Annotated in this window: 20 protein-coding genes; 9 read left to right on the top strand and 11 right to left on the bottom strand. The window is 63.2% G+C overall.

What is annotated here, in order from left to right:
- The first annotated feature begins 301 nt into the window (after window positions 1–301).
- The 8 genes from nosZ to CLU91_RS20820 all read left to right on the top strand — a co-directional run bounded on the left by nosZ (window position 302) and on the right by CLU91_RS20820 (window position 9,495).
- Window positions 302–2,215, top strand: coding sequence for a TAT-dependent nitrous-oxide reductase (nosZ, locus tag CLU91_RS20855; protein WP_100875654.1), 1,914 nt, complete (start codon window positions 302–304; stop codon window positions 2,213–2,215).
- 53 nt (window positions 2,216–2,268) lie between these two features.
- The gene (locus CLU91_RS20850; protein ID WP_100875653.1) at window positions 2,269–4,446 is read left to right on the top strand and encodes a NosR/NirI family protein; all 2,178 of its coding nucleotides are present in this window, start codon (window positions 2,269–2,271) and stop codon (window positions 4,444–4,446) included.
- Complete coding sequence (locus tag CLU91_RS20845; protein ID WP_100875652.1) at window positions 4,443–5,744, top strand: nitrous oxide reductase family maturation protein NosD; 1,302 nt, start codon at window positions 4,443–4,445, stop codon at window positions 5,742–5,744. The genes CLU91_RS20850 and CLU91_RS20845 overlap by 4 nt, the downstream gene beginning before the upstream one ends.
- Window positions 5,713–6,666, top strand: a complete 954-nt coding sequence (locus tag CLU91_RS20840; protein ID WP_100875651.1) for an ABC transporter ATP-binding protein — start codon at window positions 5,713–5,715, stop codon at window positions 6,664–6,666. Before CLU91_RS20845 ends, CLU91_RS20840 begins: the two co-directional genes overlap by 32 nt.
- Window positions 6,650–7,474 (top strand): ABC transporter permease, encoded by an 825-nt coding sequence (locus CLU91_RS20835; RefSeq protein WP_232730820.1) that lies wholly within the window; start codon window positions 6,650–6,652, stop codon window positions 7,472–7,474. Before CLU91_RS20840 ends, CLU91_RS20835 begins: the two co-directional genes overlap by 17 nt.
- Entirely contained in the window at window positions 7,471–7,992 is a 522-nt protein-coding gene (locus tag CLU91_RS20830) for a nitrous oxide reductase accessory protein NosL (protein ID WP_070305655.1), read from the top strand. The genes CLU91_RS20835 and CLU91_RS20830 overlap by 4 nt, the downstream gene beginning before the upstream one ends.
- Before the next feature lie 96 nt (window positions 7,993–8,088).
- Window positions 8,089–8,406, top strand: coding sequence for a c-type cytochrome (locus CLU91_RS20825; RefSeq protein WP_034748852.1), 318 nt, complete (start codon window positions 8,089–8,091; stop codon window positions 8,404–8,406).
- A 48-nt stretch (window positions 8,407–8,454) separates the two neighbouring features.
- Complete coding sequence (locus CLU91_RS20820) at window positions 8,455–9,495, top strand: FAD:protein FMN transferase (RefSeq protein WP_100875650.1); 1,041 nt, start codon at window positions 8,455–8,457, stop codon at window positions 9,493–9,495.
- Window positions 9,496–9,498: 3 nt separating this feature from the next.
- Here CLU91_RS20820 and CLU91_RS20815 read toward each other — a convergent pair whose 3' ends face one another.
- A complete protein-coding gene (locus tag CLU91_RS20815; protein WP_100875649.1) occupies window positions 9,499–10,272 on the bottom strand; it encodes a helix-turn-helix transcriptional regulator in 774 nt (257 codons plus the stop codon).
- A 104-nt stretch (window positions 10,273–10,376) separates the two neighbouring features.
- Between CLU91_RS20815 and CLU91_RS20810 the strand changes: the two genes are divergently transcribed.
- The gene (locus tag CLU91_RS20810; protein WP_100875648.1) at window positions 10,377–11,144 is read left to right on the top strand and encodes a class I SAM-dependent methyltransferase; all 768 of its coding nucleotides are present in this window, start codon (window positions 10,377–10,379) and stop codon (window positions 11,142–11,144) included.
- A 121-nt stretch (window positions 11,145–11,265) separates the two neighbouring features.
- Here the strand turns inward: CLU91_RS20810 and CLU91_RS20805 are convergent, their stop codons facing one another.
- The 10 genes from CLU91_RS20805 to mraY all read right to left on the bottom strand — a co-directional run bounded on the left by CLU91_RS20805 (window position 11,266) and on the right by mraY (window position 22,816).
- The gene (locus CLU91_RS20805) at window positions 11,266–11,772 is read right to left on the bottom strand and encodes a peroxiredoxin (protein WP_100875647.1); all 507 of its coding nucleotides are present in this window, start codon (window positions 11,770–11,772) and stop codon (window positions 11,266–11,268) included.
- Between the two features lie 182 nt (window positions 11,773–11,954).
- Window positions 11,955–13,163, bottom strand: a complete 1,209-nt coding sequence (ftsZ, locus tag CLU91_RS20800) for a cell division protein FtsZ (RefSeq protein WP_100875646.1) — start codon at window positions 13,161–13,163, stop codon at window positions 11,955–11,957.
- Window positions 13,164–13,317: 154 nt separating this feature from the next.
- Window positions 13,318–14,550: a cell division protein FtsA gene (ftsA, locus tag CLU91_RS20795; RefSeq protein ID WP_010394955.1), complete on the bottom strand. Its 1,233-nt coding sequence runs from the start codon at window positions 14,548–14,550 to the stop codon at window positions 13,318–13,320.
- Between the two features lie 34 nt (window positions 14,551–14,584).
- Window positions 14,585–15,397 (bottom strand): cell division protein FtsQ/DivIB, encoded by an 813-nt coding sequence (locus CLU91_RS20790; protein WP_100875645.1) that lies wholly within the window; start codon window positions 15,395–15,397, stop codon window positions 14,585–14,587.
- Between the two features lies 1 nt (window position 15,398).
- On the bottom strand, window positions 15,399–16,367 hold the full coding sequence (locus CLU91_RS20785) for a D-alanine--D-alanine ligase (protein WP_232730819.1): 969 nt from the start codon (window positions 16,365–16,367) through the stop codon (window positions 15,399–15,401).
- 1 nt (window position 16,368) lies between these two features.
- The gene (gene murC / locus CLU91_RS20780) at window positions 16,369–17,772 is read right to left on the bottom strand and encodes a UDP-N-acetylmuramate--L-alanine ligase (protein WP_100875643.1); all 1,404 of its coding nucleotides are present in this window, start codon (window positions 17,770–17,772) and stop codon (window positions 16,369–16,371) included.
- Window positions 17,773–17,782: 10 nt separating this feature from the next.
- A complete protein-coding gene (gene murG, locus CLU91_RS20775; RefSeq protein WP_100875642.1) occupies window positions 17,783–18,877 on the bottom strand; it encodes an undecaprenyldiphospho-muramoylpentapeptide beta-N-acetylglucosaminyltransferase in 1,095 nt (364 codons plus the stop codon).
- The gene (ftsW, locus tag CLU91_RS20770) at window positions 18,874–20,085 is read right to left on the bottom strand and encodes a putative lipid II flippase FtsW (protein ID WP_100875641.1); all 1,212 of its coding nucleotides are present in this window, start codon (window positions 20,083–20,085) and stop codon (window positions 18,874–18,876) included. The genes murG and ftsW overlap by 4 nt, the downstream gene beginning before the upstream one ends.
- Window positions 20,085–21,641 (bottom strand): UDP-N-acetylmuramoyl-L-alanine--D-glutamate ligase, encoded by a 1,557-nt coding sequence (gene murD / locus CLU91_RS20765; protein WP_100875640.1) that lies wholly within the window; start codon window positions 21,639–21,641, stop codon window positions 20,085–20,087. The genes ftsW and murD overlap by 1 nt, the downstream gene beginning before the upstream one ends.
- Window positions 21,641–22,816: a phospho-N-acetylmuramoyl-pentapeptide-transferase gene (gene mraY / locus CLU91_RS20760; protein ID WP_071079386.1), complete on the bottom strand. Its 1,176-nt coding sequence runs from the start codon at window positions 22,814–22,816 to the stop codon at window positions 21,641–21,643. The genes murD and mraY overlap by 1 nt, the downstream gene beginning before the upstream one ends.
- Window positions 22,817–22,818 lie beyond the last annotated feature (2 nt).

The following is a 22,818-nucleotide window of genomic DNA, read 5'->3' as shown; positions in this document are numbered from 1 at the left end:
CATAGATGCTGTGCAGATTTTCTTGACGAGAAGACAGGGAAAGCTCCTTGGCGACAGGCCCGGGGCGGACCACTGGGAACGTCATTATGGCGACGTCCGGAGCCAGCACAGCGGAGACGCTGCCGGGATTGATTATAGCAAGCCGGCCAGCTCATCAGGGGCGACGACGAAAACAGTGCCTGGATCAAGTACTGCCGCAATCGCGGCGGCGGCGCCTGAAATGCTTGATCTACGTCATCGTTTTTTTAAAAGATGTATGTAAAATGCCTGTTTATAATTTTGCAACGATGGAGAACGAGAGATGGACAGCAAGAAGATAGATACCACCAACGACACGCCGTCGAGCCGCCGCGGCTTTCTCGGCAAGAGCGCCGCACTGGGCCTGGCAGGCGTCACGCTGGGCCTGGCCGGCTGCAAGGAGGAAGCGGCCGCCGGCGGCAAGAGCGCTGCCGCACCGGCCGCACACCACGGCACCGAGATCGCGCCAGGCCAGCTGGACGACTACTATGCTTTCATCAGTTCCGGCCATTCGGGCGAAGCGCGGGTGCTCGGCCTGCCTTCCGGGCGCACGCTCAAGCGCATCCCGGTGTTCAACGTCGATTGCATGGTCGGCTGGGGTATTACCAATGAATCGAAAGCCATCATCGGCACCAAGCCCGACGGCACGCTGAAATACATCACCGGCGACACCCACCACGTCCACGGCAGCTACAAGAACGGCACGTATGACGGCCGCTGGCTGTTCATCAACGACAAGCTGCATTCACGCGTGGCGCGCATCCGCATGGACACCATGGAATGCGACAAGATCACCGAACTGCCGAATGTGGCCGGCTTCCACGGCCTGTTCCCTGACAAGCGCGATCCGGTCGACCAGAAGATTGACTACACCACCCGCGTGTTCTGCGGCGCCGAATTCCATATCCCGCTGCCGAACGACGGCCGCGACCTGGACAATCCGGACAAGTGGGGTGCGTTGTTCAGCTGCGTCAACGCAGAAACCATGGAAGTGATGTGGCAGGTGCGCGTTGACGGCAATATGGATCTGTGCGCCACCTCGTACGACGGCAAGCTGGCCGCCTGCAACCAGTACAACGTCGAAAACGCCGCCGACCTGAACGGCATGATGGCGGCCGAGCGCGATGCCTGCGTGTTCCTGCATATCGAACGCGTCGAGGCCCTGGTCAAGGCAGGCAAGTTCACCACCATCGGCAGTTCCAAGGTCCCCGTGGTCGATGGCCGCAAGGCTGCCAACGCCGATCCTAAAAGCGCGATCTCGCTGTACGTCCCGGTTAGCAAGAACCCGCATGGCGTCAACGCCAGCCCGGACGGAAAATACTTCGTCTGCTCCGGCAAGCTGTCGCCGACCGCCACCGTGATTGAATTGAGCAAGGTGCTGCAGTGGTTCGACGGTAACGTCAAGGATCCGCGCGACACCGTGGTGGCCGAACCGGAAATCGGCCTCGGCCCGCTGCACACCGCCTTCGACGGCAGGGGCAACGCCTATACCTCGCTGTTCCTCGACAGCCAAGCCGTCAAATGGAATGTGGATGCAGCCATTGCCCAGTTCAAGGGCGACAAAAACGCCAAGGTCATCATCGAGAAGCTGGACGTGCACTACCAGCCGGGCCATAACTACTCATCGATGGGTGAGACCAGGGAAGCTGACGGCAAATACCTTAACTCCGGCAACAAGTTCTCCAAGGACCGCTTCCTGCCAGTCGGCCCGCTGCATCCTGAAACCGAACAGTTGGTCGACATCAGCGGCGCCAGCATGAAGCTGATAGCCGATCACACTGCCTACCCGGAACCGCACGATGGCATTATCGTGCGCCGCGATGTGGTCAAGACGCGCCAGATCCACACCATGACCGACTTCCCGAATGCCGTCACGCCGGAAAACGCCGGCATCGAGCGCAAGGGCAACAAGGTGCATGTGCGTCTGATGTCGCAAGCGCCGGCGTTCAGCATGCCGGTCATCAAGGTCAAAAAAGGCGATGAAGTCACGCTCACCCTGACCAACTACGACAAGGTCGAAGATTTGACCCACGGTTGCGCCATCCCGACCTACAACATCAACTTTATCGTCAATCCGCAGGAAACCAAGTCGGTCACTTTCAAGGCCGATCACGCCGGTGCGTTCTGGTTGTATTGCACGCACTTCTGCCACGCCCTGCATCTGGAAATGCGTAGCCGTTTCCTGGTTGAAGCCTGAGTTGTCCCGCAAGTCCATGCCGGCTGATGCGTCAGCCGGCATGGCATATTCCCATGACGACTACTTTAAAAACCTTGTTCAATTCGCTGGCGTCGTGCTTGATGTTACTGGCTATGCTGGCGCCGCCCATCGCCGCCGCCAACATCTACGACGCTGAACTTTCCTCCGAACTGTTGCACGGCGCCGACCTGTGCGCGCATGCCGCCTGCCGCGACGTGATGCCGCAAGCGCAGCGATTCTCGCAGCGCATGGGCTCTCCACGCTATGTGCAAGCGCTGGACGCCGGCGGCAAGCTCGTTGGCTACGTTTTCCTGTCAACCGACGTGGTGGACATTCCCGCCTATTCCGGCAAGCCAGTCATTACACTGATCGGTATGGACACCGCAGGCATCATTACCGGCGTGCGCGTGATCAAGCATTCCGAACCGATCCTGCTGGCCGGCATACCGGAATCGGCGCTGCTCAAGTTCATCGGACAATATGTCGGCCTGCGCGGTGACGCCAGGCTGGAAATTGGCCGTGGCGGCGATGGCAGCGTGGGATTGGACGCCATCAGCGGCGCCACCGTGACGGCCATCGCCGAGAACCAGGTAATTTCCCGCAGCGCCTATGAGATCGGCCGCCAGGTCGGCATCTTCACTGCGGCGGCGCGGCCGCCAGCCCGCTTCACGCCGCTCGACGAGCGCCTCAACTGGGGCAAGCTGGCCGACGAGGGCTCGGTCGGCCGCCTGACGATCACCGCGCGCGAAGTCGGCGCCGACAGCGCACGCGGCGACTACATCGATCTCTACTTCGGCTACCTCAACACGCCGACGCTGGGCAACAGCCTGCTGGGCGAGGACAACTACCAGCGCCTGATGCGCGACCTCAAGCCGGACGAGCATGCGATCTTCGTCATCGCCAGCGGCCAGACCTCGTTCAAGGGCTCGGGCTTTGTGCGCGGCGGCATCTACGACCGCATCCAGGTGCGGCAAGATCCTGAAACCTACACCTTCCGCGATACCGACTATCTCAATCTGTATCACCTGCAGCCCGGCGATGTGCCCCAATACCGCGAATCGGGCATCTTCATCGTCCGCTCGAAACACTTCAATCCGGCGTGGCCCTGGACGCTGACGCTGCTGATCAATCAGTTGGACGCCAAGGGCGCCAAGACCTTCACCCACTACGACCAGACCTACTGGCTGCCGGCCCGCTATCTGGAAGGCGGCCATCCGAAAGTGGTGACGGCGCGCCCGGCGTGGCAAAACATCTGGCTGGACCGGATTGCGCAAATCGGCTTCTTCGTCGCCACCCTGTTGTTTACCGCCATCTGGTACGCACGACGCGACCGGCTGGTGCGTGCGTCGACGCGCAAGCACAAGCCTTTGATCAGCTGGCCGCGGCTGGTGCTGTGGATCATCAGCGCCGGCTTCATCGGTTTCTACCTGAAGGCGCAGCCCAGCATCACGCAGATGATGACCTGGCTCCATTCGCTGATCCATCAATGGCGCTGGGAGCTGTTCCTGTCCGATCCCTTCATCTTCCTGTTCTGGTGGTTCATCATCATCACGGTGCTGATCTGGGGACGCGGCCTGTTCTGCGGCTGGTTATGTCCATTCGGCTCGCTGCAGCACCTGATGCTGAAGCTCGGTTCCGCCGTCGGCCTGAAACGCTGGCAGAAACTGCTGCCAAAACCACTGCACGACAAGCTGCGCTGGCTGAAGTACGCCATCTTCTTCGGCCTGATCGGCGTATCCCTGTTCTCAATGGAGACGGCCGAACATCTGGCCGAAATCGAACCCTTCAAGACCACTTTCCTGGTCGGCGTATGGAACCGCAGCTGGCCATTCTGGCTCTTTATCGGCGCCATTCTGGGCCTGTCGCTGTTCAGCGAGCGCCCCTACTGCAAATACCTGTGCCCGATGGGCGCGGGCCTGGCGCTGCCCGGCAAGTTCCGTCTGTTCGGTCTGAAGCGCAAGGCAGAATGCACCAGCTGCCACGCCTGCGCCGCCGGTTGCGGCTCGCACGCCATCGACAGCCAAGGCAAAATCGATCAGATGGAATGCATGCTATGCCTGGACTGCATGGTGATGTACTACGACGATCACGCCTGCCCACCCCTGGTGAAAGAGCGCAAGCGGCGCACTGCCAAGGGCGAAGCGCTGACGCGTATCGGCGCCGACGGCTACTTCCTTACGCTCGACAGCTTGCGCTCAACGCTGCCGTCGCAAGGCAAGGAAGACGCATGAGGCTGGCGCCTTCCACCCTGCTGGCGCTGCTGCGCGCGCTGGTGCTGGCAGTCATACTGGCCGGCTATGGGCCGGGCCTGGCCGCCGCCGTGCTGGAAGTGGCGCCGGGCACGTCGATCAATGCGGCCATCGCCAGTGCGCAGAAAGGCGACACACTGCTGATCGCACCCGGCAGGTATAACGAACACGTGCTGGTCGACAAGGCGCTGACGCTGCAAGGGCGCAGCCATCCCACCATCAGCGGCCGAGGGCACGGCGACACCATCCGCATCACCGCCCCCGACGTCACCCTGATCGGCCTGACCGTGATCGACAGCGGCGCGGACCTCACTGCGCAGAACGCCGGCATTTATATCGTGCCTGGCGCGCATCGCGTACAGATCAACAACTGTCGACTGGTCGCCAACCTGTTCGGCATCTGGCTGCAAGGCGTTGATGATGCGCGCTTGCTGAACAACACCATCACCGGCCGGCACGACCTGCAATCGGCGCAGCGCGGCAATGGCATCCAGGTGTACGACACGCGCGGAGCGCGCGTCACCGGCAACGAAATCAGCGGCACCCGCGACGGCATCTATGTCGACGTCTCGCGCGACGCGCAATTTCGCCACAACCGCATCCATCATGTCCGCTACGGCACGCACTACATGAACACCAACCACAGTACCTGGGAAGACAACGAGGTATATCTGAGCCGGGCCGGGCTGGCGCTGATGGAGGTGCGCAGCCTGACCGTGCGCCGCAATATCGCGTGGGGCAATACCGATCACGGCATCATGCTGCGCACCATCCAGGACTCGCTGATCGAAGACAACGTGGTGGCCGGCAACGACCGTGGTTTTTTCATCTACGACGCCGAGTACAACACGCTGCGCCACAACCTGATCATCAATAACCGCACCGGCGTGCACCTGTCGGCCGGCTCGTCGAACAACCAAGTCGATGGCAACGACTTCATCGGCAACCAGGAGCAGGTGCGCTTTGTTGCCGCGCGCGATGTCGAATGGGGCAAACAGGAAGGCAACTACTGGAGCAATTACAACGGCTGGGACCAGAACGGCGACGGCCAGGGTGACGTGGCGTATGAAGCGAACGACCTGGTTGACCGTCTGAACTGGCAATACCCGCTGCTCAAGCTGCTCGGCGCCAGCCCCGCGCTGCAGACGCTGCGCTTTGCCGCGCGTCAGTTTCCGCTGCTGCGCGCGCCAAGCGTAGTCGACCGCCATCCGCGCATGCGCCCGCTCTCACAGAATTGGAAGAAATGGAATGACATCGCTCCCCGCATCGAATACAACTGAAGCCGCCGTCAGCCTGCGCGGCATCCGGCATCGCTACGGCCCGCTCACGGTGCTGCAGGACGTCAGCTTTGACATCGCCCATGGCGCCATGTTCGGCCTGATCGGCCACAATGGCGCCGGCAAGAGCACGCTATTCAAGCTGATGCTCGGTCTGATCACGCCCTGCGCCGGCACGCTGCACGTACTGGGCCAGAACGCGGCCGAACCTGCCTTTCGCCAGACGCGTCGGCGCGTCGGCTATCTGCCGGAAAGTTTTCTCACCTACGATAACCTGAGTGGCCAGGAAGTACTGCACTTTTTTGCGGACTTGAAGCACATTGCGCGCGCTGCTTGCGCACCGTTGCTCGACCTGGTGGGCCTGACGCATGCCGCCGCGCGGCCGGTACAGGGGTACTCCAAGGGCATGCGCCAGCGGCTCGGCCTGGCGCAGGCTCTGCTGGGCGAGCCGGACCTGATCTTCCTCGATGAGCCGACCAACGGATTGGACCCGCAAGGCATCGCCGACTTTTACGCCATCTTGCGCACCGCGCAGGACCGCGGCGCCACCATCGTCATCACCTCACACATCCTGGCAGAGATCGAGCACAGGGTCGACCAGCTGCTCATCATGCAGAGCGGCACGGTGGCCGCGCAAGGCACGCTGAGGCAGCTGCGGACGGGTACCCATGCGCCCCGGATGCTGACCATTACCGCCACGATTGCGCCTGCGCTGCAGGCGGGCGTGCGCGCGGCGCTGGCCGCGTTGCCGCTGGAGCTGGCGCTGGAGGAACATGGCGAACAGCTGCACGTGCGCTGCGCCAGGGCCGACAAGATGGCGGTGCTGCGCCAGCTGGCCGCTTGCGCCGACGACATCGCGATTCAGGAATCGACATTGGAACAAGTATTTCTCGGCTACGGAGGCACTCATGCGCGCACGCATTGAATGGCGCCAGGTCGGCGTGCTGGCCGCAAAAGAATGGCGTGACCGGCTGCGCAACCGCTGGGTGCTGGCCGTGGCGCTGGTGTTTGCCTTCTTCGCGCTGGCCATCGCCTACTTCGGCGCAGCCCAGCAGGGGCAGGTTGGTTTCCACGGCATCGACGCCACTATCGCCAGCCTGTCCAGCCTGGTGATCTATCTGGTGCCGCTGATCGCCCTGATACTCGGCTATGACGCGATTGTCGGCGAGCGTGAGCGCGGTGCGCTGGAACTGCTGCTGTCGATGCCGGTGACGCCGCTGGAAGTGCTGCTCGGTAAATATCTCGGCCTGGCGGCGGCGCTCACCAGCGCCACCGCGATCGGCTTTGGCGCCGGCCTGCTGCCGCTGTTCTCGCAACTGACTGTGGCCGAGGGCTGGCGCTACGCCCAATTCGTCGCCAGCGCCGTGCTGATGGGACTGGCCTTCCTCAGCATTGCCATGCTGGTATCGGTCAGCACCCGCGACCGCGTCCGCGCCAGCGGCATTGCACTGGCGCTGTGGTTCCTGTTCGTGCTGGTGTTCGACCTGCTGCTGATGGGGGTGATGGTGCTCAGCCAGGGCCAGCTCGGTAGCGGCCTGTTCGCCGCCATGCTGATGCTGAACCCGGCCGACGTATTTCGCCTGCTGAACGTGTTCAGCTCGGACCAGGCGCAAGCCATGTATGGGCTGGCCACCGTGATGCCGCAAGGCTGGACCCACCCGGCGCTGCTGTCGGGCGTGATGCTAGCCTGGATTTTTTTACCGTTTTTTATCGCAATCAGGAGATTTTCATGACTATTTTCCACCTGCGCAGGAGCGCGCTGGCCGCACTGGCCACCCTTGCGCTGGCCGCCTGCACGTACAGCGCCACCAACCTGCCAGCCATTGATCCGTCCGACGAAGCCGCGTGTGCGCTGGACGGCATGCTGCTGCGCGACTTCCCTGGGCCGAAAGCGCAGGTTCGCTTCGCCGACGGCAAGACCAGCTACTTCTGTGACGTAAAAGAACTGCTCGGTGAAATGCTGGCGCCGGAACAGCGTCGCGCCACCAGCGCCTTCTACGTGCAGGACATGGGCAGCGCCAACTGGCAACAGCCGCAAGGCCACTGGATCGGGGCACACGACGCGCTCTATGTATTAGGCAGCAAGGCGCAGGGCTCGATGGGCCCGGCCATCGCCTCGTTCAGCCGGCAGGTGGACGCGGAAGCGTTTGTTCGCAAGGAAGGCGGCCGCGTGCTGCGCTTCAAGCAGATCACGCCGGCCCTGCTGAACGAAGCCAGCGGCGCCATGCCGACGCACGCCATGGCGCATTGAAGCAGCACCGCCTGGGCCGGCATTGCCGTTCGGCGGAAAGCGCCGGTCCGTTTTTACCCCGGCATTTGCCGACTTACTTTTGAAAAGAGACAGACCATGAAGAAACTACTTGCACTGGCAGCAATGCTGGCAGCCATCACATCTGCCACCAGCGCCGCCGCCGCGCCGGACGCCGCCAAGGTTGAGAAAACCTACTCCACCACCTGCCTGGCCTGCCACGGCAGCGGCATCATGGGCGCGCCCAAGGTTGGCGACAAGGCGGGATGGAAACCGCGTATCGCCAAAGGCAAGCCGGCGCTGTACCTGAGCGCCATCAACGGCGTGAAAATGATGCCGCCACGCGGCGGCAATCCAGGCCTGAAGGATGATGAAGTGAAAGCACTGGTCGACTACATGGTCGCCAAGAGCAATTAAAACTGCTGGCCGCCGCCTGCGCGCGGCGGCCACACCCGGAGACATTCCATGTTCACCCGCACGCTGCTGGCGCTACTGCTGTTCCTGACTGCTTGTTCCGGCGAGGAACGCCTCTACAAAACCCGGGGCCACGTGTTCGGCACCACGGTCGACATCACCATCTACGGTGGTTCGCAGCAGCGCGCCGACCTGCTTGGCGCCGAGGTATTGAGAGAATTCGATCGCCTGCACCGTAAATTCCACGCGTGGGAGCCAAGCATGCTCACCGCCCTCAACGACAGCATCGCCAAAGGCGAGCCAATGCGCGCCGACGCTGAAATGGTCGGCCTGCTAAAATCGGCCGAGAAGCTGTCAGTGCGTTCCGGCCTGCTGTTCAACCCCACCATTGGGCATCTGATCAGGCTGTGGGGCTTCCAGAAAAACGACATCGGCGCGCAGGGACCGCCGGCCGCCGAGATCAAGCGCTGGGTCGACGCGCGGCCATCGCTGTCCGACCTGCGCTACAACGGCAACATCATCAGCAGCGTCAACCCTGCCGTCATGATCGACCTCGGCGGCTACGCCAAAGGTTACGCGCTCGACCGCGCCGCCGCGCTGCTGCGCGAAGCGCACGTCAAGGCGGCGCTGGTCAACATCGGTGGCAACGTCATCGCCATCGGCCAGCCCGGTGAACGACCTTGGCAGGTCGGCATCCGCGATCCGCGTGGCGCCGGGACAGTTGCGCAGATCGCTTTGCGCGACAACGAAGCGATCGGCACCAGCGGTGACTATGAACGCTACTTCATGAAGGACGGCAAGCGCCGCCCGCACATCATCGACCCGCGCAGCGGCTACCCGATCGATCTGGTCGCTTCGGTCACCATCATCGCCAGCGGCGGCCGCGACCCTGGCCTGCGCTCGGACGGCCACTCCAAACCGCTGTTCATCACCGGCCCCCGAGACTGGCAAGCGATGGCGGAAAAACTCGACCTGAAAGAAGTGCTGATGGTTGACGCCCAGCGCAATGTCCACATGACAGCAGCCATGCAAGCGCGCATTGCAGGTGCAGAGCGGCACGAGCACGCCGGGACCTGGCAAGCACGCGAGTGACGTCTACGACACCGGCAACAGCATCACCAGCTTCAGCTCATGCTGGCGCGCCAGGTGCAGGGTCACCTGGTTGAACTCCAGCAGCCCCTGCTGCGCATGCTGGAAGCGGCGCAATCCCCCATCGCGGCCCTGCACCTGCTGCGCGCCCCACCACTGGCGAAATTCAAGGCTGGCGCCGGCCAGTTCCGCGATCAGGCCGGCCAGCGGCGCCTGGTCCGTGTGGCGGCCGATATCGGCGCGGAACTCCGCCACCAGCCGCTGCGCCCGCTCGGGCCAGCCGACGACGAGATCGCGCGCGCCAGACTCCAGGAACATGAAGCGCAGCTGGTTCGGCGCAGCCGCACCGCCATGCAGCCAGCCGGCAAACAAGGTGGACGCGGCCCCGTTCCACGCCACGGCGTTCCATGCGCGGTCGAGGATGTACGCGGGCGCGTCGATGGCGGACACGATGGCGGCCAGTTCGGCGCTGGCAAGTCCACCGCCATCGCCCGTCCCATGACTGGGGTCATGCTTGTCGGCCACCTCGAACAGATAGGCGCGCTCGGCCGCGCTCAGCTGCAGCACCTGCGCCAGGCGGGCCAGCATCTTGGCCGACGCCGACACGGGCCGCCCCTGCTCCAGCCACGTCAGCCAGGTGGGACTGACGTCGCACAGCTGCGCCAGCTCTTCGCGCCGCAAGCCCGGCGTGCGCCGCCGCCCGCCGCCAGGCAAGCCAGCCATGGCGGGGGTGACGGCTTCGCGCCGGGCGCGGATGAATTCAGCAAGTTTGTTCGACATGGCGGGGATGCATGGTAGTAGATATACCAGTATAAGTTATGGTCTTGTTACAGGATAATTTTATCCCTATTCTGCAGGAACTCACCCATCACCAGGAGAAAACCATGCAGCAGCACGATGTCGTTACCGAACAGTTTGGCAAGACGGCGAATGCCTACCTGAGCAGCGCGGTACATGCGCAAGGCGCCGACCTGGTGCTGATGCAGGAATGCGCGCGCCGCCACGGCAAGCCGGTGGTGCTGGACCTGGGCTGCGGCGCCGGCCACGCCAGCTTTGCCGTCGCTCCCGTGGCGCAATCGGTCGTCGCCTACGACCTGGCGCAGCCCATGCTCGACGTGGTGGACTGCGCCACAGTGCAGCGCGGCTTGCACAACATCCGCACGCAGCAGGGCGACGTGGCGCGCCTGCCGTTTGCCGACGCCAGCTTCGACATGGTCATCACGCGCTTTTCCGCGCACCACTGGAACGATGTGGCGGGAGCGCTGGCGGAAGCGTGGCGCGTGCTGCGCCCGAACGGCACCTTGCTCGTGGTCGACATCGTCGCGCCGAAAACGGCCCTGTACGACAGCACCTTGCAAGCGGTGGAAATGCTGCGCGATGCGTCGCACGTGCGCGACTACCGCACCTGCGAGTGGGGCGCCAAGTTCGATAACACGGGATTCACGCACAGCTTGCGCAGCGTATGGAAGCTGACGATGCAGTTCGACGAGTGGGTGGCGCGCATGCGCACGCCGAACGAGCGCGTAGCGGCGATCCGCAACCTGTTCGATGGCGCACCCGAAGAAGCGCGCAAGTATTTCGCGCTGCAGGACGATTATTCGTTCAGCATCGATGCGGCCATGTTCGAGGCGACGAAACCGTCGGTGCAATAAAAATGGGGTCGGACCCTTGGGTCCGACCCCATATTTTGATTTGGGTTGGCAGCAGGCTTTAGCCGGACATTAACCCTACATCAATTGCTGGGGTCCGACCCGAAGGGTCCGACCCCGACCATCAAGCCAGTTGGCCCAGCAGGGTCTCGGCATTCGACACTTCAAACTTGCCGCCCTGCTCGATGTTCAATTGCGTCACGACGCCATTGTCGACCAGCATCGAGTAGCGCTGCGAGCGCGTGCCCATGCCGTGCTTGGAGAAATCGGCGTCCAGGCCCAGGGCCTTGCTGAAGGCGGCGTTGCCGTCAGCCATCATGCGTACCACGCCGGTGGCTTTCTGGTCGCGGCCCCAGGCGCCCATCACGAACGCGTCGTTGACGGAGATGCACCAGATTTCATCGACGCCTTTGGCTTTCAGGTCGGCAGCGTGCTGCACGTAGCCTGGCACGTGCTGTGCGGAGCAGGTCGGGGTGTACGCGCCTGGCAGGCCGAAGATGGCGATCTTCTTGCCCTTGACCAGGTCTTGCACGTTGAACGTGTTCGGGCCCAGTGCGCAGCCTTCGGTTTCGCTTTCGATGAATTCGGCCAGGGTGCCTTCTGGCAGGGTGTCGCCGATCTTGATGGTCATGTTGACTCCTTGTGTACTGTCGGTTGAGGATGCTGCCGGCATGATGCCGACACTGCGCGATAGTATGCCTGACTTGCCGTATTTGTGCAGAAAATGGCCGGAAAGGCAAAGTCAAAAGTCAACAACCGGCAAAAAAACGGCGACCCTCGGGCCGCCGTCGTCGTTGCATACATCAAACCACCTTAGTCAGCCTGTTTGCGCAGGAAGGCGGGAATGTCGTAGGTCTCCATGCCATTCTTTTCCATCGCGCGCACTTGCTCGGAAGCCGATTCGCGGCGCCATACTGCCGGCGCCTTCATGCCGTCGAAACCGGCTGCCGGCGTAGCCACGCCTACCGTCGTCGTCGCCGCTTGCGCGCTACCCATGGCAGCCGACGGGATCAAAGGGCTGTTGTGGGTACCGGTGCGCAGCACTTGCTGCGGTACCAGCTGGATGTTTTTCTTGGCGCGGCCCAGGCCCGTGGCCACCACGGTGACGCGGATGTCGTCGCCCATGGCATCGTCGTAGGCGATACCTTGCGCGATCGACGCGTCCGGCGCGGCAAACGCGCGCACGGCAGCCATGACTTCCTTGATCTCTTTACCCTTCAGGCCACGGCTGGCCGTGACGTTGACCAGCACGCCGCGCGCGCCGGACAGATCGATACCGTCCAGCAGCGGCGAAGCGACAGCCTGTTCGGCGGCGATGCGCGCGCGGTCGACGCCGGACGCCGTCGCCGTGCCCATCATGGCCTTGCCCTGCTCGCCCATGATGGTTTTCACGTCGTTGAAGTCGACGTTGATGTGGCCCGGCACGTTGATGATCTCGGCAATGCCGGCCACCGCGTTGTTGAGCACATCATCGGCGTGCTGCATCCATTCCAGCATGCTTTCGTCTTCGTAGATCTCTTCCAGCTTTTCGTTGAGGATGATGATCAGCGAATCGACGTGCAAGGAGAGCTGCTCCAGGCCTTCGTCGGCGATGTCCATGCACTTCTGGCCTTCGTACGAGAATGGCTTGGAGACCACGGCGACAGTCAGCGCGCCCAGCTCCTTGGCCACTTCGGCCACGATGGGCGCGGCGCCCGTGCCCGTGCCGCCGCCCATGCCGGCGGCGATGAAGACCATGTGCGCACCGCGCAGCGCGTCGGAGATGCGTGCGCGCGATTCTTCGGCCAGCTGGCGGCCGACGGCAGGCTTCATGCCGGCGCCCAGGCCGGTATCGCCGATCTGGATGATGTTGTGCGCCTTCGATGTCGACAGGGCCTGTGCGTCGGTGTTGGCGGCAATGAACTCCACACCCGACATGCCTTTGTTGATCATGTGTTGGACTGCATTGCCACCCGCACCGCCGACGCCGACGACCTTGATGACGGTACCTAAAGCTGTGTTATCGACCATATCGAACTCCATGATGTGCTCCTATCAGATGCGGTTTCCAAGCGCCAGGCCTCATATTGGTAGGAGAACTGGAGATTGAAAACTGCGGTTAAATATAAAATAAAGTTATGTGTGTGTACCTGCGATGCTGCCAAAAAACCTGTACTGCCGGGCGTAAATCAGGCCCTTAAAAATTCCCTAAAAACCATTCCTTCATGCGCTGCCAGACTGCCTTCACCGAGCCGTCCTGACGCGTCACAATGTGGCCGCGCAAGTATTGCTTCTTCGCTTCCAGCAGCAGGCCCAATACCGTGGCATAGCGCGGACTGCGCACCACGTCGGCCAGCTGGCCCCGATACTCGGGCGTGCCCAGGCGCGCCGGTTTCAGGAAAATATCTTCCGCCATTTCCACCATGCCGGGCATGATGGAGGTGCCGCCCGTGAGCACGATGCCCGACGACAGCACGCCCTCATAACCGGATTCGCGCACCACCTGGTGCACCATCGCGAACAGCTCCTCGACGCGCGGCTCGATCACTGCCGCCAGCGCCTGGCGCGACAGGTTGCGCGGGCCGCGGTCGCCCAGGCCAGGCACTTCCAGCGATTCGCCAGGGTCGGCCAGGACCTGCTTGGCCACGCCATAGCGGATCTTGATTTCTTCCGCTTCCGCGGTCGGGGTACGCAAGGCCATGGCGATGTCGTTGGTAATCTGGTCGCCGGCGATGGGAATGACTGCCGTATGGCGGATCGCGCCATCGGAGAATACCGCCACATCGGTCGTTCCGCCGCCGATGTCGATCAGCACCACGCCCAGTTCCTTCTCGTCGGGCGTGAGCACCGCATCGGCGGACGCCATCGGCTGCAGGATCAGGTCCGACACTTCCAGGCCGCAGCGGCGCACGCACTTGACGATGTTCTGCACTGCCGACACGGCGCCGGTGACGATATGCACCTTCACCTCCAGACGGATGCCGCTCATGCCGATAGGCTCGCGCACGTCTTCCTGGCTGTCGACGATGAACTCTTGCGGCACCGTGTGCAGCAATTGCTGATCGGTCGGAATGTTAACCGCTTTTGCCGTCTCGATGACGCGCGCCACGTCGGTCGCCGTCACTTCCTTGTCCTTGATGGCTACCATGCCGCTGGAATTGAAGCTGCGGATATGGCTGCCCGCAATGCCCGCGTACACATTGCGGATCTTGCAGTCGGCCATCAGCTCGGCCTCTTCCAGCGCGCGCTGGATGGATTCCACCGTGGCCTCGATATTGACCACCACGCCCTTTTTCAGGCCCTTCGATTCGTGCTGGCCCAGCCCGATCACTTCGTGGCGTCCGTCGGACATCACTTCGGCTACCACCGCCACCACTTTCGAGGTGCCGATGTCGAGGCCGACGATCAGGTTTTTCGCGTCTTTTGTCATTTCTGTCGCCTACTGTATGGGCTAAATTATTAAGTTAAGTCGGTTTTTTAAGCGGACTGCTGTTTTTCTTCTTCATCACTGGCTTGCCATCCTTGCCTTCGGCCGGTATCACCAGGCCGGCGGAACTGAGCGCCAGGCCATTCTGGTAGCGCATATCGATCGTGTCGATATTTTCCAGCCGGCTCGCCAGTTGCGGGTAGATGCCCACCAGCCGGTCGACCCGCGCCTTCAGGGTCGTATGATTCTGTTCACGCCCCAGCGCCACGCTCATGCCGTTATCCAGTTTCACCGTCCACGCATAGCGGCTCGACAGCGACAGGGTTTCCGGCACCATCTTCAGCGGCGCAAACCACTTTGCCAGCTGCACGTAGGTGGCCAGCACTTCCTTCTCGCTGCCATCGGGGCCGGCAAACGCCGGCAACTCATGGTCGTCTTCCGCTTCGGCCACATTGGCCGTAAACACATCGCCCTTGACCGACAGCAAACGCCCGTCCTCGCCCCAGGTGCCCAGCGCTTCGTGTTCTTCCAGCGCCACGATCAGCTGGTTCGGCCACTCGCGCCGCACGCTGGCGCGGCGCACCCAAGGCACCGATTCAAACACGCCGCGCACGCTTTCCAGATTGGTCGTGAAAAAATTGCCCTTGATGCGGCCCAAAGTGCCGCTGCGCAGGGTCAGGTAATTCACGTGGCGCAGGCCCTTGTCGTCCGCGCTTTCCACCTTGATCGTGCGCAGGTCGAACATGGGACGCTGCGACACCCACCAGACGCCGGCCGCCACGCACACGACCAGAACCGCGGCCAGCAAGCCGTTGGCAGTCGTATTGAGGCTTTTAGCGTCATGCCACATATCAGTGCTGTCCCTTGTGCATTTTCAAACGCGCGCCAGCGACGATTTCCAGGCACAGGTCTTCATAGCTGATGCCCACCGCGCGCGCCGCCATCGGCACGAGCGAATGGCCCGTCATGCCTGGCGAGGTGTTCACTTCCAGCAGGAACAGCTTGCTGTCGGCCGCGCGCATCAGCACGTCGACCCGTCCCCAGCCTTCGCAGCCGAGGGCGCGGTAGGCTGCCACGGCAATGCGCTCCATTTCCGCCACGATCGCCTGGTCCAGCTGCGGCGGGCAGAAATACTGCGTATCGTCCGTGAAGTACTTGTTCTGGTAATCGTAATTGCCTTGCGGCGCGACGATCTCGATCGGCGGCAGCGCGCGCGCCGTGGCGCCCTTGCCCAGGATCGCGACGGTGAATTCGCGGCCCCTGATGAATTCCTCGGCCAGCACCGAATCATCGAGACCGGCGGCGATGTCGTAGGCCGCCTGGAAGGCCGATGCTTCGTTGACGGTCGTGATGCCGATGCTCGAACCTTCATGCGGCGGCTTGACGATCAGCGGCAAGCCCAGTTCCGCGGCGACCTTGGCCAGGTCGGCGCTGTCATCGAGCACCGCGTACTGTGGCGTCGGCAGCTGGTGCATCAGCCAGATCATCTTGGTATAGACCTTGTCCATGCCCACCGCGCACGCCATCACACCGCTGCCCGTGTAGGGAATGCCCAGCTGCTCCAGCGCGCCCTGCAGGCTGCCGTCCTCGCCGAAGCGGCCGTGCAGCGCGATGAAGACGCGGTCGAATTGTTCAGCGGCCAGTTCGGCCAGGCTGCGTTCGCCCGTGTCGAACGCGTGCGCGTCCACGCCACGGCTTGTCAAGGCGGCCAGCACGCCCGTGCCGGACATCAGCGACACTTCGCGCTCGGCCGAACTGCCGCCGAACAGGACGCCGACCTTGCCCAATTGTTTAACGTCGATAACTGAAGCTTGGTTCACGTCAGGCCTTTGCAGTGTGAGATTGATATGTTGTCAGTTGTTGCGGGATGCCGCTGATCGAGCCCGCGCCCATGGTCAGCACGACGTCGCCGTCGCGCGCCACGCTCATGATGGTGTCGGCCATGTCCTGCATGGACTCGACGAAAATCGGTTCGATCTTGCCGCGCGCGCGCAGCGCATGCGCCAGGGCGCGGCCGTCGGCGGCGACGATGGGCGCTTCGCCCGCCGCATACACTTCGGACAGCAGCAGCACGTCGGGCGCACCGAGCACTTTCACGAAATCCTCGAACAGGTCGCGCGTGCGGCTGTAACGGTGCGGCTGGAACGCCAGCACCAGACGGCGGCCTGGATAGGCGGCGCGCGCAGCGGCCAGGGTCACTTCCGTTTCCACAGGGTGATGGCCGAAATCGTCGACCAGGGCGAAGCTGCCGCCGTTCGGCAGCGCCACGTCGCCGTAGCGCGTGAAGCGACGGCCCACGCCGGAAAATTCGGCCAGCCCTTGCTGCGTGGCGCTGTCGGCGATGCCGATTTCGCGCGCAATGGCGATCGCCGAGCAGGCATTTTGCACATTGTGCATGCCAGGCTGGTTCAGCACCACGTCGAGATCAGGATAGCCTTCCTGCAGCACCGTGAAATGCATTTCCAGGCCCACGGCGCGCGCATTGATGGCGCGCACTTCGGCGTCCTGCGCGAAGCCATAGGTGGTGACCGGCTTGGTCACGAACGGGATGATGGCGCGCACGTGCGGATCGTCGATGCACAGCATGGCGCGGCCATAGAAAGGCAGACGGTGCGTGAACTGCACGAACGCCTGCTTGAGCTTTTCGAAATCGTGTTCGTACGTATCCATGTGATCGGCGTCGATATTCGTGATCACTTCGATCATCGGCGTCAGGTTCAGGAACGAGGCGTCCGATTCATCGGCTTCGGCCACCAGATAGTCGCCCGAGCCCAGCTTGGCGTTCGCGCCAGCGCTGGTCAAACGGCCGCCGATCACAAAAGTAGGATCGAGGCCGCCCTGCGCCAGCACCGAAGCGACCAGGCTGGTCGTCGTCGTCTTGCCGTGCGTGCCGGCAATCGCGATGCCGCGTTTCAAACGCATCAATTCACCGAGCATCACGGCGCGCGGCACCAGCGGGATCTTGCGCGCACGCGCGGCCACCACTTCCGGATTGTCTTGCGGGACGGCGCCCGACGTCACCACCGCATCGGCGTCGCCGATGTTCTCGGCCGCGTGGCCGAGCATGACGGTCGCGCCCAGGCTCGCCAGGCGCTGCGTCGCCGCATTGCTGCCCAGGTCGGAGCCCGACACCTTGTAGCCCAGGTTGACCAGCACTTCGGCGATGCCGCTCATGCCGCTGCCGCCGATGCCGACAAAGTGGATATTGTTTACTTTATGCTTCACAGAGCTAACCTCATGCCAGTTTTTCCAATACGTGTGCGATCGCCTCATTGGCGTCGCGCTTGCCTGCTGCCAGTGCCGCTTGCGCCATGTGCTGGCAGGTATCGCGCGTCAAGGACGCCAGCAATGTGCTCAGCGACGCCGCACTCATTTCCGTCTGCGGCAGATGAATCGCCGCACCTTGTTTCGCCATCCATTGCGCGTTGTCGCGCTGGTGGCTGGTCGTCGACGCCACCAGCGGCACGAGCACGCTGGCCACGCCGGCCGCCGTCAATTCCGACAGGGTGATCGCGCCTGCGCGGCAAATCACCAGGTCGGCCTCGGTGTACGCTTTGGCCATGTCGTCGATGAAGTCGACCACATTGGCTTGCACGCCCGCCTGCGCATATGCGGCATGCAGGGCGTCGATATTCTTCTTGCCCGACTGGTGCGTCACCAGCGGACGTTCGCCCTCCGGCATCAGCGCCAGCGCGGCAGGCAGATTGTCATTCAGCGCTTTCGCGCCCAGGCTGCCGCCCACCACCAGGATGCGCAGCGGCCCGCTGCGGCCCGCAAAGCGGGACGCCGGCGGCGCCATGGCGAGGATCTCGGCGCGCACGGGATTGCCCGTGACGACGGCCTTGCCGGCGGCGCTGCCGAAATCGGCGGGAAAGCCGAAGCACACCTGCTGTGCCAGCGGCACCAGCGTCTTGTTCGACAACAGCAGCGCCGCGTCGGCATTGACCAGCACCAGCGGCACGCCCTTCAGGCGCGCCATCAGGCCGCCCGGCACGGTGACGTAGCCGCCCATGCCCATCACCACGTCAGGCTTGCGGCTGGCGATGAAACGGCGGATGGCAAAAAAACTGGCCAGCATCTTGAAGCCGCCCTTGAGCGTGTGCGCCAGGCCCTTGCCGCGCATGCCGGAGAACGCGATGGCGTCCATCGGAATGCCACTCTTCGGCACCAGGTCCTGCTCCATGCCATGGGTCGTGCCCAGCCAGCTCACTTCCCAGCCGCGCGCGCGCATCGTCTGCGCAATCGCCAGGCCCGGGAAAATATGGCCGCCGGTGCCGGCCGCCATGATCATCAGTCTTTTTGTCGTTTTCAAGTTCGTCACGTTGTTCATAGCCGGCCCCCGCGCATCAGGATCCGGTTTTCGTAGTCGATGCGCAGCAGGATCGCCAGGCCGATACAGTTAATCAGTACGCCCGTGCCGCCATAACTCATCAAGGGCAAGGTCAGCCCCTTGGTCGGCAGCAGGCCCAGGTTCACGCCCATGTTGATGAAGGTCTGCACGCCGATCCAGATGGCGATGCCCTTCGCCGTCAGGCCCGCAAAGGTCTGGTCGATGGCGATCGCCTGGCGGCCGATGTCGAACGCCCGCTTGATAATCCAGTAGAACATGCCGATCACGACCAGCACGCCGACCAGGCCCAGTTCCTCGCCGATCACGGCCAGCAAGAAGTCCGTATGCGCTTCGGGCAGGTAATGCAGCTTTTCCACGCTACCGCCCAGGCCCACGCCAAACAGTTCGCCGCGCCCGAAGGCGATCAAGGAATGCGTCAGCTGGTAGGCTTTGTTCAGCGCATTGTCTTCCTGCCACGGATCGAGATACGCAAAAAACCGCTCGCGGCGGAATTTCGACAAGGCGATGATGGTGACGAAGATCGCCGTCAGCATGGCGCCGATGCCGCCGAACCAGATGGCGTTGACGCCGCCCAAAAACAGAATGCCCATGGCGATGCAGACGATCACGCCGAAAGCGCCCAGGTCGGGCTCCATCAGCAGCAGCAGGCCGACGAAGCTCACAGCCAGCGCCATCGGCATGAAGCCCTTGGTCAGCTTGTGCATGTATTCCTGCTTGCGCACGGTGTAGTCGGCAGCGTACAGCACCATCACCACCTTCATCAGCTCGGACGGCTGCGGCCGCAGGCCCGGCAGGTTCAGCCAGCGGCGGCCACCGTTGACCGACACGCCCAGGCCCGGTATCAAGACCATCACCAGCAGCACCAGGGTGCCGATGAACAGCCACGGCGCCATCTTTTGCCAGGTGGCGACGGGGATGCGGAACACCAGCGCGCCGGCAATCACCGACACGCCGATGAACAGCGCCTGGCGCACGACAAAGTAATTGTTCGTGTAGGCGGCGAACTTGCGCGCGTCCGACAGCGAAATCGACGCCGAATACACCATCACCATGCCCAGCAACATGAGCAGCAGGACCACCCACACCAGCGGCTTGTCATAGTCCATCATCTTCGATTGCCGCGCGCGGCTATCCAGCGGCTTGGCAGCCGAGCCGGAACCAAAGCTGAAGGGCAGTTGGAAGGCCATCAGATATCCTGTCCGTTTTCCAGCGCGATGTCGCGCACGGCGTCGACAAATACCTGCGCGCGGTGCGCATAGTTCTTGAACATGTCCAGGCTGGCGCAGGCGGGCGACAGCAGCACGGCATCGCCGGCCAGCGCCAGGCCGCTGGCGCGCTTGACGGCTTCCGGCAAGGTGCTGCAATCGACGATGTCCACGCCCGCCGGCTCCAGAGCAGCGCGCAGCGCAGGCGCATCGCGCCCGATCAGCACCACGGCGCGCACATAGCGCGAGACCGGTTCAGCCAGAGGCGAGAAATCCTGCCCCTTGCCGTCGCCGCCGGCGATCAGCACCAGACGCTGTTCCGCGCCGCCAAACGCCTTGCCCAGTCCAAACAGGGCGGCTACCGTCGCACCCACGTTCGTGCCCTTGCTGTCGTCGTAGTATTCGACGTCACCCACGGCCGTGATCAGTTCCACGCGGTGCGGTTCGCCCTGGTATTCGCGCAAGCCATGCAGCAGCGGCGCGAATGGCAGGCCGATGGCGCGGCACAGGGCCAGCGCCGCCAGCGCGTTCGAGGCATTGTGCTGGCCGCGGATTTTCAGCGCGTCGGCCGGCATCAGTTTTTTCGCCATCGTCGGCACCGGTTCCGGCGCCGGATCGTTCTTCCTGCGTTTTTTCTCGATCACTTCTTCGCTGGGCACGGCTTGCGCCAGCCAGAAGATGCCGCGCTCGTTGACCAGGCCAAAGCTGTCCACTTCCACCGGTTCGCCCGTGCCGAAAGTGATGGTTTCGGCCAGCGGATCGGCCATGTGCATGACGGCCGCATCGTCGCGGTTCAAAATGCGCACGGTCTGCTCGCCGAAGATGCGCGCCTTGTCGGCACCATAGGAGGCCATGTCGCCATGCCAGTCCAGGTGGTCTTGCGACAGGTTCAAGACCGTGGCCGCATCGGCCTGCAGGCTGAACGTCGTGTGCAGCTGGAAGCTGGACAACTCCAAAATCCACGCCTGCGGCAGGGTGCTGGCGACGGCTTGCGCGGCTTCGTCCTCTTCTTCAACGGCGACGGGCACAGGTTCGGCATCGAGCACTTCGCGCAGCACGTCGAGCGCCGCCGGGCTGATATTGCCGGCCACGCGCGTGAGCAATCCCGCGCGCTCGCACAGCAGGCCCACCAGGCTGGTCACCGTCGTCTTGCCATTCGTGCCCGTGATGGCGATGACTTTCGGCGCATAGCCGCGTTCCGCCTTGAGCGCGGCCAGCGCTTGGGCGAATAGTTCGATCTCGCCCCACACGGGGATATTTTTTTCAACTGCGGCCGGAGCGATGTGCGCCAGTTCGCGGCCCGGCGCCAGGCCAGGGCTGACGGCGACGAAGTCTACGCCATCGAGCAATTCGGCCGTGAAGGCGCCGGCGATGAACTGCGCCTGCGGCACGGCAGCCTGCAGCGCGGCCAGGCGCTCGGGCGCCTCGCGCGTGTCGGCGACCCGCACGGTCGCACCGCTGCGGGCCAGCCACAGGGCCATGGCCAGGCCTGACTCCCCGAGGCCCAGTACCAGTGCGGTTTTAGCGTCGTACATCATCAGCGCAGCTTCAAGGTGGTCAGGCCGAGCAGCACCAGCATCATGGTGATGATCCAGAAACGCACGACAACCTGCGTCTCTTTCCAGCCTTTTTGTTCAAAATGGTGATGCAAGGGCGCCATCAGGAAGACGCGGCGGCCGGCGCCATAGCGCTTCTTGGTGTACTTGAACCAGACGACCTGGATGATCACGGACAGCGTTTCGACGACGAAGATGCCGCCCATGATGAACAGGACGATTTCCTGGCGCACGATGACGGCCACGGTGCCCAGTGCGCCGCCCAGTGCCAGCGCGCCCACGTCGCCCATGAACACTTTCGCGGGATGCGTGTTATACCAGAGGAAGGCCAGGCCGGAACCGGCCAGCGCGCCGCAGAAGATCACCAGTTCGCCGGCGCCCGGAATGTGCGGAATGAACAGGTAGCGCGCATACGTGGCGTTACCCGTCAGGTAGGCGAACAGGCCCAGGGCCGTGCCCACCATCACGGTCGGCATGATGGCCAGGCCATCGAGGCCGTCGGTGAAATTGACGGCGTTGCTGGTGCCGACGATGACGCAATAGGTCAGCGCGATGAAGCCCCACACGCCCAGCGGATAGCTGATGGTTTTAAAGAAGGGCACGATCAGGTCGGCTTTCGGCGGCAGGTCCATGGCGAAGCCGGACTGCACCCAGGCGTAGATCAGATTCCACACGTGGCCCGCGTCGGGTTCCGACACGGAAACCGAAAACGCCAGGTAAAAGGCGGCGACGATGCCGATCAGCGACTGCCAGAAGTATTTTTCGCGCGAACGCATGCCTTCCGGGTCCTGGTGCACCACCTTGCGGTAGTCATCGGCCCAGCCGACGGCGCCAAAGCCCAGGGTGACGATCAGGACCGGCCAGATGAAGCGGTTCGACAGGTCGGCCCACAGCAGGGTGGAAATGCCGATGGCGATCAGGATCAGCACTCCGCCCATGGTCGGGGTGCCGTGTTTTTTCAAGTGCGTCTGCGGGCCGTCCGTGCGCACGGCCTGGCCGACCTTCATGCGCGTGAGCATGCGGATCACGGCGGGACCGGCGCACAGGCCAATCAAAATCGCCGTCAGAGTGGCGAAGACGGCGCGGAACGTGATGAAGTTAAAGACCCGCAATGGGCCAATGTCGTCCTGGAAATAATGAGCGAGCCAGAGCAGCATGA

The organism is Janthinobacterium sp. 64, from assembly GCF_002813325.1.
Taxonomy (GTDB): Bacteria; Pseudomonadota; Gammaproteobacteria; order Burkholderiales; family Burkholderiaceae_D; genus Janthinobacterium.
The sequence above is the reverse complement of the archived record's forward strand: the minus strand, read 5'-3'. Positions and strand labels throughout refer to the sequence as shown.

Excerpts from the sequence above, each read along its gene's own strand:
- CLU91_RS20850 (WP_100875653.1), top strand. The coding sequence starts at position 2,269 with ATGACGACTACTTTAAAAACCTTGTTCAATTCGCTGGCGTCGTGCTTG.
- CLU91_RS20810 (WP_100875648.1), top strand. The coding sequence starts at position 10,377 with ATGCAGCAGCACGATGTCGTTACCGAACAGTTTGGCAAGACGGCGAAT.
- ftsZ (WP_100875646.1), bottom strand. The coding sequence starts at position 13,163 with ATGGAGTTCGATATGGTCGATAACACAGCTTTAGGTACCGTCATCAAG.
- nosZ (WP_100875654.1), top strand. The coding sequence starts at position 302 with ATGGACAGCAAGAAGATAGATACCACCAACGACACGCCGTCGAGCCGC.
- CLU91_RS20835 (WP_232730820.1), top strand. The coding sequence starts at position 6,650 with ATGCGCGCACGCATTGAATGGCGCCAGGTCGGCGTGCTGGCCGCAAAA.
- murG (WP_100875642.1), bottom strand. The coding sequence starts at position 18,877 with ATGAACAACGTGACGAACTTGAAAACGACAAAAAGACTGATGATCATG.
- CLU91_RS20845 (WP_100875652.1), top strand. The coding sequence starts at position 4,443 with ATGAGGCTGGCGCCTTCCACCCTGCTGGCGCTGCTGCGCGCGCTGGTG.
- CLU91_RS20805 (WP_100875647.1), bottom strand. The coding sequence starts at position 11,772 with ATGACCATCAAGATCGGCGACACCCTGCCAGAAGGCACCCTGGCCGAA.
- CLU91_RS20840 (WP_100875651.1), top strand. The coding sequence starts at position 5,713 with ATGACATCGCTCCCCGCATCGAATACAACTGAAGCCGCCGTCAGCCTG.
- CLU91_RS20815 (WP_100875649.1), bottom strand. The coding sequence starts at position 10,272 with ATGTCGAACAAACTTGCTGAATTCATCCGCGCCCGGCGCGAAGCCGTC.
- CLU91_RS20825 (WP_034748852.1), top strand. The coding sequence starts at position 8,089 with ATGAAGAAACTACTTGCACTGGCAGCAATGCTGGCAGCCATCACATCT.
- ftsA (WP_010394955.1), bottom strand. The coding sequence starts at position 14,550 with ATGACAAAAGACGCGAAAAACCTGATCGTCGGCCTCGACATCGGCACC.
- mraY (WP_071079386.1), bottom strand. The coding sequence starts at position 22,816 with ATGCTGCTCTGGCTCGCTCATTATTTCCAGGACGACATTGGCCCATTG.
- CLU91_RS20790 (WP_100875645.1), bottom strand. The coding sequence starts at position 15,397 with ATGTGGCATGACGCTAAAAGCCTCAATACGACTGCCAACGGCTTGCTG.
- ftsW (WP_100875641.1), bottom strand. The coding sequence starts at position 20,085 with ATGGCCTTCCAACTGCCCTTCAGCTTTGGTTCCGGCTCGGCTGCCAAG.
- CLU91_RS20820 (WP_100875650.1), top strand. The coding sequence starts at position 8,455 with ATGTTCACCCGCACGCTGCTGGCGCTACTGCTGTTCCTGACTGCTTGT.
- murD (WP_100875640.1), bottom strand. The coding sequence starts at position 21,641 with ATGATGTACGACGCTAAAACCGCACTGGTACTGGGCCTCGGGGAGTCA.
- CLU91_RS20830 (WP_070305655.1), top strand. The coding sequence starts at position 7,471 with ATGACTATTTTCCACCTGCGCAGGAGCGCGCTGGCCGCACTGGCCACC.